Annotated in this window: 10 protein-coding genes; 5 read left to right on the top strand and 5 right to left on the bottom strand. The window is 70.6% G+C overall.

Translation table 11 applies throughout. From position 1 onward, the window contains the following. Window positions 1-336 precede the first annotated feature (336 nt). The 4 genes from R4I43_RS17570 to R4I43_RS17555 are packed head-to-tail and all read left to right on the top strand — an operon-like array spanning window position 337 to window position 4,108. Entirely contained in the window at window positions 337-2,658 is a 2,322-nt protein-coding gene (locus tag R4I43_RS17570; protein WP_324266711.1) for a sensor histidine kinase, read from the top strand. A gap of 31 nt (window positions 2,659-2,689) precedes the next feature. Continuing rightward, the gene (locus R4I43_RS17565; protein ID WP_324266710.1) at window positions 2,690-3,106 is read left to right on the top strand and encodes a roadblock/LC7 domain-containing protein; all 417 of its coding nucleotides are present in this window, start codon (window positions 2,690-2,692) and stop codon (window positions 3,104-3,106) included. A gap of 2 nt (window positions 3,107-3,108) precedes the next feature. Next, window positions 3,109-3,471 (top strand): DUF742 domain-containing protein, encoded by a 363-nt coding sequence (locus R4I43_RS17560; RefSeq protein ID WP_324266709.1) that lies wholly within the window; start codon window positions 3,109-3,111, stop codon window positions 3,469-3,471. 40 nt (window positions 3,472-3,511) lie between these two features. Next, window positions 3,512-4,108, top strand: a complete 597-nt coding sequence (locus R4I43_RS17555; RefSeq protein WP_324266766.1) for a GTP-binding protein — start codon at window positions 3,512-3,514, stop codon at window positions 4,106-4,108. A 42-nt stretch (window positions 4,109-4,150) separates the two neighbouring features. Here the strand turns inward: R4I43_RS17555 and R4I43_RS17550 are convergent, their stop codons facing one another. Both R4I43_RS17550 and R4I43_RS17545 read right to left on the bottom strand, forming a co-directional pair. Continuing rightward, window positions 4,151-5,524 carry a tryptophanase gene (locus R4I43_RS17550; protein WP_324266708.1) on the bottom strand — a complete coding sequence of 458 codons (1,374 nt, stop codon included), beginning with the start codon at window positions 5,522-5,524 and terminating at the stop codon, window positions 4,151-4,153. 33 nt (window positions 5,525-5,557) lie between these two features. After that, window positions 5,558-6,622, bottom strand: coding sequence for a tryptophan dimethylallyltransferase family protein (locus tag R4I43_RS17545; protein WP_324266707.1), 1,065 nt, complete (start codon window positions 6,620-6,622; stop codon window positions 5,558-5,560). Window positions 6,623-7,241: 619 nt separating this feature from the next. Here R4I43_RS17545 and R4I43_RS17540 point away from each other — a divergent pair. After that, a complete protein-coding gene (locus R4I43_RS17540) occupies window positions 7,242-7,937 on the top strand; it encodes a hypothetical protein (protein WP_324266706.1) in 696 nt (231 codons plus the stop codon). 119 nt (window positions 7,938-8,056) lie between these two features. On the opposite strand, the gene R4I43_RS17535 is transcribed toward R4I43_RS17540, so the two are convergent. The 3 genes from R4I43_RS17535 to R4I43_RS17525 all read right to left on the bottom strand — a co-directional run bounded on the left by R4I43_RS17535 (window position 8,057) and on the right by R4I43_RS17525 (window position 11,955). Next, window positions 8,057-9,202 (bottom strand): LLM class flavin-dependent oxidoreductase, encoded by a 1,146-nt coding sequence (locus R4I43_RS17535; RefSeq protein WP_324266705.1) that lies wholly within the window; start codon window positions 9,200-9,202, stop codon window positions 8,057-8,059. An 8-nt stretch (window positions 9,203-9,210) separates the two neighbouring features. Further along, the gene (locus R4I43_RS17530; protein WP_324266704.1) at window positions 9,211-10,200 is read right to left on the bottom strand and encodes an ABC transporter substrate-binding protein; all 990 of its coding nucleotides are present in this window, start codon (window positions 10,198-10,200) and stop codon (window positions 9,211-9,213) included. 438 nt (window positions 10,201-10,638) lie between these two features. Further along, on the bottom strand, window positions 10,639-11,955 hold the full coding sequence (locus R4I43_RS17525) for an MFS transporter (RefSeq protein WP_324266703.1): 1,317 nt from the start codon (window positions 11,953-11,955) through the stop codon (window positions 10,639-10,641). Between the last annotated feature and the right edge of the window lie 62 nt (window positions 11,956-12,017).

Raw genomic sequence — 12,017 nt, 5'->3', positions numbered from 1 at the left:
CGCGCTGTCCGGCGTTTTCACACCTTCTCCGCCTGATCACGGTTCAATGGGAAAAATCCCGCAGGAACTGTCGTCCGTCCAGCAGTGGTGGGGAATACTCGCCAGCCTCCACTATTGAGTGAAGATCATCCGATAAGGTGCCTCGCGTATCGAGGGCACGCATTGTCGGGCCGCCGGGGCATGCCCTGGCGTGGGCGAAAGACCATCGATGGAAAGAACGTGGAAGTGACGACCCAAGACCATTCCTCATCCTCGCCAGGGCCCGAAAGACGACGCGCCGGTGGCTCTTCGATCCGGTCGCGACTGACCTGGGCGGTGTTCGTCCCGTGGGTCGTCGTGGCAGTCCTGTGGGCGGTGGGTTGTTCGCTGTTCGCCTTCGACGCCTTCTTCGCCCGGCAGATCGCCTCCGGTGTGCAGTCGATGTCGCTGCCCGCGGTCAACGCCCTGGACCAGGTCCAGCGCGAACGTCTCCGCAGCCTCGAGGTCATCGGCCAGCCCGGCGCCGGCACCAGCGAGCTGCTCGGCCAGCAGGGCGCCACCGACAGCGCGCTCGCCGAGCTCAACGAGAAGGCCGCTCCCGTCCTGCAATCGGCTCCCGCCGACGTCATCGGGCCGATGAACGAGCTCAACGGCTACTTCGAGGGGCTGCCCGACCTGCGCAACCGCATCGCCGCCGGGCAGGCGACCGTCGACGAGCTCAACGCCTTCTACAACGGCATGTTCGACACCGCGACCAGGCTCTTCGACATCCAGTCGCGGATCACGCCGGACTCCGAGGCGCGTCAGGGATCGCTGGCCGCCGTGGGCCTGTTCCGGGCCTCGGACATGCTCTCCCGCGAGTCCTCGATGGTCGGCACCATCCTCGCCAGCGGCCAGCTGACCCCGGCCCAGCACCGCGAGCTCACCGGCTACATCATCGGCCACCACGCGGCGGTCGAAGCCAACATGACCACGATGCTGCCCGAGGTGCGGCAGCGCTACCAGGCGATGCTGGCCAACCCGGACTGGAAGCAGCTGGTCGCCGCTGAGGACCAGCTCATCCAGCACGGGGCGTTCGGCCCGGGCGACCGCCCGCAGCTGCGCGTCGAGGACTGGCGGCGGATGACCAACGACATCGGCGCCGAGATGTCCAACCTGGTGCGCACCCAGAGCGAGCAGGTCGCCAGCGGCGCCGTCGGCCGCGCGAGCAGCACGCTGTGGACGGTGCTGGTCGGCGGCCTGGTCGCGCTGGTGGTCTCGGTCGGGTCGTTCTTCTTCGCCCGCCGCGTCTACCGCACCGTCGTCGACGACGCGCTGCTGACCCGGCTGCAGGGCCTGCGCACCGAATCGCTGGCGATGGCCGAGCGGCTGCCCGACGTGGTCCGCAGGCTCCGCGAGGGCGAGGCGGTCGACGTCGACGCCGAGATGGTGCGCCTGGAGCACTACCGCAGCGACGAGGTCGGCGAAGTCGCCCACGCCATCCAGCTGTTCCAGCGGGAGGCCGTGCAGGCCGCCGTCGGCGAAACCCGGGCGCGGCAGGGCGCGCGCGTCGTCTTCGTCGGCATGGCCCACCGCATCCAGCGGCTGCTGCGCGGCATGCACACCACGATCGACCAGCTGGAGCGCAACGAGGAGAGCTCCCAGCAGCTGGCCAAGCTGTTCGACCTGGACAACTCCACCACCCGCGCCCGCCGCACGGTGGAGAACCTGCTGGTCCTCGGTGACCAGCAGCCCGGTCGCCGGTGGAGCCGCCCGGTCGCGCTGATGGACGTGCTGCGCTCGGCGATGTCCGAGATCGACCAGTACTCCCGGGTGGTCATCGGCCACGTGCCGGACGTGATGCTGCACGGCGCGGCCGTGGGCGACTCGATCCACTTGATCTCCGAGCTGATCGACAACGCGACGGCGTTCTCCCCGCCGAACACGCAGGTGCACGTCGGGGCCAACGAGGTCGCGCGCGGGATCGCCATCGACATCGCCGACCAGGGCCTGGGCATGGACCCCGAGATCCGCCAGCGGGCCAACGAGATGATGCACCAGCCGCCGGAGTTCGACCGGCTCGTGCTGGAGAACAACAAGGCCGAGCAGCTGGGCCTGTTCACCGCCGCCCGGCTGGCCTCCCGCCGCGAGATCTCCGTGGAGTTCGGCGTCTCGGCCTACGGCGGCACCCGCGCCACCGTGCTGCTGCCCCACCGGATCCTGGAAGCAGGCGGTGGTGAGGGCGAGGGCGACACCGTGCAGGTGCCGATCGGCGCGGTGCAGCGGCGACGCGAGATCGCCGGGAACCTGGAGGAGCGGTCGGGTGCGGAGCAACAGCCGATCAACGGTGCGCGGACCGAACCGACGTTGGTGCCGCAGCCGCGCGAACTGAGCTGGGATGGGACGATGACCGACCAGTCCGCCGCGCCCGGCGGGGACGCGACCCAGCCCGGCTACCAGTGGCCGGCCACCGAATCGCCCGCACCGGAGGACGAGCCCGCGCCGGAACCGGAAGCCAAGCGCGGCAAGGGAAATCGTCCGGCGCTGCCGAAACGGGTGCCGCAGACCCACCTGGCAGACGGACTCAAGGACGACCCCGACGCCGAAGACCAGGCCGTGGTCGCCTCGCCGAGCAAGCTGGCGGGGTTCCGCCGCGCGTTCCGGGGCGGCTTCGACGAATCCGACAGCAGCGGCTCGTGAGCAGACCAGACGACATGTGTGTGAGGTGGGCATGACCGAGACAGCTTCGAAACTGAGTTGGCTGCTGGACGACTTCGTGCAGGGCGTGCACGGCGCCGACCACGCCGTGGTGCTGTCCAACGACGGCCTGGTCATCGCCAAGTCCGCCGGACTGGACCGGGACGCCGGTGACAAGCTGGCCGCGGCGGCGTCGAGCATGCGCAGCATCGGCAAGGGCGTGAGCAAGGACTTCGGCCGCGGCCAGGTCGCGCAGACGCACGTCGAGATGGAGCACGGTTTCCTGTTCGTCTCGGCGGCGGGCAGCGGCGCGTGCCTGGCGGTGCTGTCGGCGGCGGACACCGACATCGAGCTGGTGGCCTACGAGATGGGCCGCCTGATCACCCGGGTCGGGTCGTTCCTGTCGGCCGCGCCGCGAGAGCTGCGCGGTTTGGCGGCGGAGAGGACCTGACAGTGGACGAGGCGTGGTACGACGATGAAGCCGGCCCCATGGTCCGGCCGTACACGATCACGCGCGGCCGGACACCTGGGCAGCACAAGCACCGGCTCGACACGGCGACCCAGGTGGTCACCGTCGAGCCGCGACCGGAGACACCGAGGCTGGAGCTCACGCCCGAGCACCGCGCGATCCTGGAGGCGTGCCATCGCCCCGTGTCGCTGGCGGAGCTCGCCGTCGCGCTGGGACAGCCGATGGGCGTGGTCCGGGTTCTGTGCGGTGACCTGCTCGACCACGGTGCCGTCTTCGTGCGCACGCCTCGTACCGAAGTCAGCCGAGAAATCTTGGAGCAGGTGTACCGTGGGCTTTGCAGACTCTAGGGTGGCCGAGGCGAAAGCCGGGGCTGATCAGTCCCTTCCGGTGCAGTCCGGCCGGGGTGATGGGCAGGAGGCCGGAAATCCGGCCCCGATACCCGTGAAACTCGTCGTGGCCGGTGGTTTCGGCGTCGGCAAGACGACGATGGTCGGCGCGGTGAGCGAGTTCCCGCCGCTGACCACCGAAGAGGAGATGACCGTCGCCAGCGAGGGCATCGACGACCTCAGCGGCGTGGACCGCAAGGAGACCACCACCGTCGCGCTGGACTTCGGGCGCATCACCATCTCCGACGAGATCGTGCTCTACCTGTTCGGCGCCCCCGGCCAGAACAGGTTCTGGCCGCTGTGGAACGACCTGGCGCTGGGCGCGGTCGGCGCCGTGGTGCTCGTCGACACGCGCAAGCTGCAGGACGCCTTCGCCTCGGTGGACTTCTTCGAGCGGCGCGGCATCCCGTTCGTGGTGGCGGTCAACATCTTCGACGACACCTACGAGTACGAGCCCGAGGAAGTGCGCGACGCGCTGGTGATCCCGCCCGAGGTGCCGATCGTCATCTGCGACGCCCGAGACCGGGCGCTGTGCAAGAACGCGCTGGTCACGCTCGTCCGCCACGCCATCGACCGGGCCCCGTCGGAGATCGGCTGACCCCGACCCGGGCACCCGTCGGAGGGTACCCGGGCCCGCGGGCTAGCTCAGCGGTTCGGTCCGGCAGCGGAAGTGGCGCAGGATCGGCGGGTTCTCGGTGATCCGGTAGCCGGGCACCGACTTAGGGTTCTTCGCGATCCGGGCCAGCACCTCGCCCACGTACTCCAGGTGGCTGTGGTCGTAGACGCGCCGCGGCAGCGCCAGCCGCACCAGCTCGAACGGCGCGGGCTCGGTGAGTTCGGCGTTCTCGTCGAGCGCACCCAGGTACAGCGAACCCAGTTCGGCGCAGCGGATCCCGCCCTCGCGGTAGAGCGCGCAGGCCAGCGCGTGGCCGGGGAACTGGGCCGGGGTCAGGTGCGGCAGCAGCCGGCCGGCGTTGAGGTAGACGCCGTGCAGGCCGGACGGGCGGAACGTGTCCACGCCCGCGTGGTGCGCGCGTTCGGCCAGGTAGGCGGCCTCGTGCTCGCGGTCGGCGAGGTACTCCGGCGTGACGACCTCGCGCAGTCCCTGCGCCAGCTGCTCCAGGGTCGCGCCGGTCAGCCCGCCGTAGGTGCGGAAGCCCTCGGTGGCGATCACGTCGACCTCGCACCGGTCGGCGAGCTCGGCGTCGTTGACGCCGATGAACGCGCCTTCCGGTGACAACCCGTCCTTCTTCAGGCTGGCCACCGCGCCGTCGGCGAGCGCGAACGCCTGGCGCGCGACCTCCAGCGGGGTCTTGTCCGCGTAGCCGGGTTCGCGGCGGACGACCAGCCACGCGTTCTCGGCGAACCGCGCGGCGTCGAGGATCAGCGGCACGCCGCGCTCGCGCGCCAGCGCGCTGATCTCGTCGAGGTTGGCCATCGACACCGGTTGCCCGCCACCGCCGTTGTTGGTGATGGTCACCAGGATCTGCCCGACCCGGTCGCCGTCCGGCCCGTCGAGGACCTGCCGGACCGCTTCGACGTCGATGTCGCCCTTGAACGGGTGGTCGCTGTCGAGGTCGAACAGCTCCTGGCCGGGCAGGTCGCGGGCCTCCGCACCGAGCCGCTCCACGTTGGCGCGGGTGGTGTCGAAGTGCGTGTTGCTCAGGCTGATCCGGCCTTCCCCGAGCAGCGCCGAGAACAGCACGCGCTCGGCGGCGCGGCCCTGGTGCACCGGCAGCAGGTGCTCGTAGGGCACGACCTCCCGCAGCGCGTCTCGGAAGCGGTAGAAGGACTCGGCGCCCGCGTAGCGCTCGTCGCCGCGCTGCGCCCAGGCCTGCTGATCGGTCGAGACCGCACCGGTCCCGGAGTCCGACAGCAGGTCGATGCTCACCGCGTCGGCGGGCAGGTTGAACGGGTTGTGCCCCGCGCGGTCCAGCGCCTCGACGCGCTGCGCCCGCGTGGTGATCGGGATCGGGCGCACGACGGCGGAGACGTACGGGCGCAAGTGCGGCATGGGTGGTGCTCCTCGGTCGTGGACGGGTCTAGCTCAGGTGCGGGTTCCGCCGTAGGCCTCCGAGGAGGCGTAGATGGTGGTGCCGGTCCGGTCCGGGCTCAGCCGCAGCGAGACGTGGGCGAGCATCCCGGGCTGCGCGGACAGGTCGCGGTCGGTGAGGGCACCGATGACCTCGTCGAGCAGCTCCGGGTCGATGCGGTGGTCGCGCAGGTGCCGCCGGACCCGCTGGCGGGCCACCGAGTCGTCCGGCACGTAGTCGCGCAGCGGCAGGTAGATGCTGTAGTTGCTGGGCTTCTCGCGGTCGCCTTCGACGAAGGAGTAGCTCGACACCAGGGGCCGTCCGGGGAACCGCTCGGTGCCCGGCGCCAGCAGCCGGCAGAAGTCGCCGACCTGGTAGCGGTCGATGCCGGGCACCGCGGAGGCGGCCAGTTCGACCTCCTCGACGCCCGCGTCGTACTGCGAGACGTAGAGCTTGACCCGGGCTTGCGGGCTGCGGTCCAGGTCGAGCGCGAAGAACGTCAGCCGGTCGGACTCCCGGCGCTTCGCGTGGTCCAGGACGGTCGGGTAGGCGCTTTCCAAACCGAGCCGGTTGAACGCCTCCTCGACGAGCTTCGGCGCCTCCTCGGGGCCCCGGACGTCGGGGTTGAAGTAGACCTTGAACCTGGGCGGGCCCGCGGAGTCGAAGATGAAGGAGAACCACCAGGAGAACGTGCCGTCCGGTTCTTCCGGGCTGAACAGGTCCTCGACCGCGCGCAGCCGGTCCAGCGGCAGGTCGTAGCGCTCGGCCAGGGAGGCGACGAGGTCCTGGGCGGCGCGCAGGTTGGCGGCCGGACCGGGCTCGGCGGGCAGCGTTTCGGCCAGGACGCGCAGGTGGCGGTCGCCGCCGTCGTCGACCTGGACGGAGAACTCGATCGGCGTGGCGTCGTCGGCGACGTCCGACGGCCACAGCGGTGGCCTCGCCAGCGGCCGGTCGCGGGCCGCGCCGAGGGCCTCGCCGAGCAATCGGGCCGGCTCGGAGTGGTCTATTCCTGCTACTCGGCAGAGGTTTTCCAACTGCCTTTTCGTCAGCGCGCCGAGCGTCTCGTCGGCAGTGCTCATTGCAGCCCCGATCAATGTGACTTCGGACTCCGGATTTCTGCCCGCCGGAAAGTTGCGGGCGGCCACAATAGTATCCACGCCCTCGGTTCTCCAGAGACGCCGGAGTGATCTTGGAGCATGCTCAGTCCGGCGTGAAACTCCGTGTTGCGGCGTCGAACTGCGAGGATCGCCGCTCGTCGCGAGCTGCCGTCGCACATGATCAACAAGGTGTTCACAGAATTCGTGCTATTTGGTAATTACTCCATAATGGACTGCTGAATCAGGGTATCCGCAGCCCGCTGGATCCGCGGTCGCCGCGCAATCGTCGACGCCGTGCCTGGTCAACCGCTGGTGTTGCCATTCCCGGTCGTGTTCGGCACCGGTGTGAACAAAGGGAAACCGGTGCGTGAGTATGATCTTGAACCGGTCCGCGCGGCGGGCGGCGGCGAGACGGGCGCGCGTCCCGCGCCGAGTCCGGCCGGGGTGGAGTCCTGGGGTGGTCCAGGTCCGCCTGGCCGGTCGGTGATGGCGTACAAAAGGCGTGATCGGGCCCGCATCGGGCGGGTGACGGTCGCGGGTCCGGAGGTGAAGCTCCGGTACACTTCCGCGGCCGGGCGCAGAGTGAAGTTGGAGAGTCTCGATGGCACGTGACGCGGACCACGACGATTCCGGCGGGGTCTCCGCGATCCTCAACCGGATCGACCCGTTCGCGTGGGTACCGATCATCACGATGCTGGTGCTCGCGCTGGTGGTGGCGCTGGTCCTGGAAGTCCCGCTGCTCGGCCTGATGCTCCTGATCATGGCCCTGGTGATCTTCGGCTTCGACCTGTGGATCAACAGCCGCAAGCAGGCGGGCAAGGCCCCGCTGAAGATGCCCCGCCGCAGGCGTCGCGACGACGACGATTTCGACCTGGACTTCGACCGCCCCTCGCGCGCGGAGACCTCCCGTCCCGAGCGGGGCGCTCAGCCGCCCGCCGCTCGCCCCGGGGCTCGTCCCGGCGCCGGGCAGGGCCGTCCGGCGGGTCCGGGACGGCCGGGTGCTCAGCCCGCCGGTTCCCAGCCCGCCGGTGCTCAGCCGCCCGGCGGTGGCCGTCCGGGAGCGCCCAACCAGGGGCGTCCGCAGGGCAACCCGCCGAACCAGGGCGGCCGTCCCGCACCTCCCGGGCAGGGGCGTCCCGGCGCTCCGAATCCGGGGCGTCCGCAGGGCAACCCACCCGCCGGTCCGCCCCCGGGCGCCGGTCGTCCGGGCGCGCAGCCGCCGGGACCGGGTCGTCCCGGAGCTCCCGGTGGCCGTCCGCCGCAGCGTCCCGGCGCTCCCGGCGGCAACCGCTACTGAACAGCTGAGAACGACCCCGGCCGCGCTTCGGCCGGGGTCGTTTCGCGCGTCCAGGGCAGGTTCCGTCCCGAACCGACCGTGATCGAGGTCCATTTCGCCCGGAACTGCCCCGCGGGCCCTCAGTGCGGTGCGGGCTCCAGCTCGCGCGCGGCACCGGGCGGAGGCGCGGCGCGCAAGCCCCGCCGGGCCAGTTCCGGGTGCACGCCCTCGCCGAACCAGTAGGACTCCTCCAGGTGCGGGTAGCCCGAGAGCACGAACTCCTTGATGCCCACCGAGTGGTACTCCTCGATGAGGTCGGCGACCTCGGAGTGGCTGCCCACCAGCGCGGTTCCGGCTCCGCCCCGCAGCAGCCCGACGCCCGCCCACAGTCCCGGGTGGACCTCCAGGTCGCGGGCCTCGCCGGGCAGCACGCCACCGTGCAGCTCGGCGATCTTCTGCTGGCCGACGGCCTCGGTCTTGGCGATCTTGGCTTGGGACGCGGCCACGTCGGCCGGATCCATCTGCTCCAGGAACCGCTGCGCGGTGCCCCAGGCGTCGGCGCTGCTGTCGCGGGTGATGACGTGCGCGCGCAGGCCGAACCGCAGCTCGCGGCCCTCCTCGGCGGCCAGCTCCCGCAGCCGCTGCACCTTGCGGCCCACCGCGGCCGGCGGTTCGCCCCAGGTCAGGTGCACGTCGGCACGACGGGCGGCCACCGGCAGCGCGGCTTCCGACGATCCGCCGAAGTACAGCGGCGGCGCGGGTTCCGGCGCCTCGAAGGACGTCGCCCCGCGCACGCTGTAGTGCTCGCCGTCGAAGTCGAAGGGCTCGCCGGCGAAGATGCCGCGCAAGATCGCTAAGAATTCGTCGGTGCGCGCGTAGCGCTCGTCGTGGTCGAGCCAGTCGCCGTAGCGCTGCTGCTCGGTCGACTCGCCACCGGTGACGATGTTGAGCAGCAGCCGCCCGTCGGAGACCTTCTGGTAGGTGCTGGCCAGCTGCGCGGCCAGCGTCGGCGACAGCGAACCGGGCCGGAAGGCGACCAGGAACTTGATCCGCTTGGTGCGCGCCAGCAGGGCGGCGGTGGTGATCCAGGCGTCCTGGCACCAGCTGCCGGTCGGCGTGAGCATCCCGGTGAACCCGAGGTGCTCGACGGCCTGGGCGACCTGCGCGAGGTAGTCGATGTCGGGGCGGCGCGGTGTGTCGGCACCGGTCGGCGTGGTGTGCGGGCGGTCCACGACGGACCTGCCGTCGCCGTGGGTGGGCAGGAACCAGTGGGTGGTGATGGGCATGGGATTCCTCAGGCGGTCGCGAGCTGGGCGGCGAATCGGTTGTCGACGAAGTCGGCGAAGGTGAACCGGCGCGGGATCTCCTTCGCGGCGACGAAGGCGTCGGCCAGCTCCTGCTCCGAGCGGATGACCGCGTCGTCGAGCCGGACGGGCAGGTCCGGACCCAGTTCGGTGGCCTTGCGGGTCACCTCGATCGGCAGCCCGGTGTCCTGCGACCACGCCTGGGCCCGCTTCTCCCGGTTGGCGTCGGCGAAGCGGTTGGCCCGGGCCAGCCGGGTCAGGTAGTCGGCGATCGCGGAGTTGCGCTTGGCGTCGGCCAGCGCGGCGGTGCTCGCGGCCTGGAAGCTGTATCCGTTGGCGCCGCCGCGCCGCCCGTCGGCGATCACCCGGGCGCCGGACTCGAGCTGGATCTGCGCGAAGTAGGGGTCCCAGATCGCCCAGGCGTCCACCGATCCCTGCTTGAAGGCGCCGAGCGCGTCGGCGGGCTGCAGGAAGACGAGCTCGACGTCGTCGGGCGTGAGGCCCACCGCTGCGAGGGTCTGCAGGATCTGGCCGTGCGCGGAGCTGCCCTTGGCGACCGCGATCTTGCGGCCGCGCAGCTGGTCGCGGGACTGCAGCGGGGAGTGGGGCAGGACGACAAGCGCGTCGCTGGCCACGTTGCCCTGCGAGGCCGCGACGATCTTGATGTCGGCTCCGGCCGCCGCGGCGAACAGCGGGGGAGTGTTGCCGGTGCCGCCGATGTCGATGGCGTCGGCCGACAGCGCCTCCAGCAGCGGCGGTCCGGAGGTGAAGGTGGCCCACTGGACCTGGTACGGGAAGTCGTCCAGCCCGGCCGAGCGCAGCAGCGACTGGGACGCCCCCTTCTGGTCACCGACCCGCAGGGTCACCCCGGCCAGCTGATCGGCCGGGACCGGTGGCGGTACCGGCGCGGAAGCGGCGTCGCTCCCGCGGCCTCCCGAGCACGCGGCGAGCAGTCCGGCGGCCGAACCGGCTGCGGCCAACGACAGAAAATCACGACGACGCAAGACGTTTCACTCCATCTGCAAGGCACGACGAATCGCCCGGATGACGACGTCACCGAGTACGCGCGAAGGGGGTGGCCGGTTGCGGCTGAAACCGTCCCGGCATCAAGGAGGTTGGTGCGGGGCGGGCATGGAAGGGAAGTCAGGAAGCCCGAAAGTCCCTACGGGACCGGATAGATGGAGCTGGCCTGCCGTCGCAGATCGACGTGCAGGCGCCAGGAGAAGGCGTTCCGGGTGAACACGCAACGGATGCTCGCAGCACCCCGTGCGGAGGTCAACGATCGAGACGTAGCTCCCACATCGCGGAATGGCGTGCCACGTTGTGAAGGCGCCGGAGACGCCGACGACCCCGACCTCGGCGGAGGCCCGGTGGGGATCTCCGCCGAAATCGGGGTCGTCAGGGGGAGGAGGTCGAGATCAGACCGTTGCCGGGGTCTTGGACTGCCCCAGCTCCGGGGTCGGGACCTCGTGGGTCTCGCGGGCGGAGGCCACGGCGATGATGTTCAGCGCGCACAGGCCGGCGGTGAACAGCGCGACGTAGACCCAGCCTTCACGCCCACCGCCGATGACCTCGGCGATGCTGGGGGAGAACCCGGCCAGCGCGAAACCGATCTGGGTGCCCACGGCCATGCCCGACAGCCGGACCTTCGCCGGGAACATCTCGCCGTAGAAGGCCGGCCAGATCCCGTTGGTGGCGCTGTAGACCACGCCGAACAGCAGGATGCCGAAGGTGAAGATCAGCGCCCAGCTGCCGGTCGACAGCGACCACAGGTACCCGAACATCAGCACCGCGCACCCGGCCGAGCCGCCGATGAACACCGGCTTGCGGCCGATCCGGTCGGACAAGGCCGCGAACAGCGGGATCGCCGCCAGCGCGACGACGTTGGCCAGCACGCCCACCCACAGCATCGGGGTCTTGGCCAGCCCCACGGTGTTCACCGCGTAGCTGAGCGCGTAGACGGTGAAGATCGTGCTCACCGCGGCGATCACCGAGGCGACGATCACGCGCAGCACCCCGGCCCAGTGGTCGCGGAACAGCGGCAGCAGGGGCGTCTTCTCGCGCTTGGTCTCGGCGACCTCCTCGACGAACACCGGGGTCTCGTCGAGCTTGCTGCGGATCACCAGGCCGACGACGACCACGACCGCGCTGAGCCAGAACGGGACCCGCCAGCCCCAGCTGACCAGGTGCTCCTCCGGCAGCGCTGCCACCGGCAGGAACACCGCCGTGGCCAGGATCTGCCCGGCCTGGGTGCCGCTGAGGGTGAAGCTGGTGTAGTACGCCCGCCGGTTCGCCGGCGCGTGCTCCAGCGACATCGAGTTCGCCCCGGCCTGCTCGCCGGCGGCTGAAAAGCCTTGCAGCAGGCGGAGTGCGACCAGCAGCGCGGGCGCGGCCAGGCCGATCTGGTCGTAGGTGGGCAGGCAGCCGACCAGGACCGTGGAGATCCCCATCAGCAGCACGGTGAACACCAGCACGCGCTTGCGGCCGAAGGCGTCACCGACGTGGCCGAGGATGAACGCGCCGATCGGCCGCGCCAGGTAGCCCACGCCGAAGGACGCCAGCGCCAGCAGGGTGCCGGTCGCGGGGTCGGAGGTGGGGAAGAAGATCTTGTTGAACACCAGCGCAGCGGCGGTGCCGTAGATGAAGAAGTCGTAGTACTCGAGCGCGCTTCCGATCCACGCGGCGATCGCGGCCTTGCGCGGCTTGCCCAGGTGGGCTCTTTGGCCGTCGGTCACTGTCAGCTCCAGGAAGTCCGTGCACCGTTGCGCGGTGACTTATGAACCATCTAGTTAGTTCT

The organism is Saccharopolyspora mangrovi, from assembly GCF_035320975.1.
Taxonomy (GTDB): domain Bacteria; phylum Actinomycetota; class Actinomycetes; order Mycobacteriales; family Pseudonocardiaceae; genus Saccharopolyspora; species Saccharopolyspora mangrovi.
Note: the sequence above shows the minus strand (reverse complement) of the source record. Positions and strands in the feature narration are given on the sequence as shown.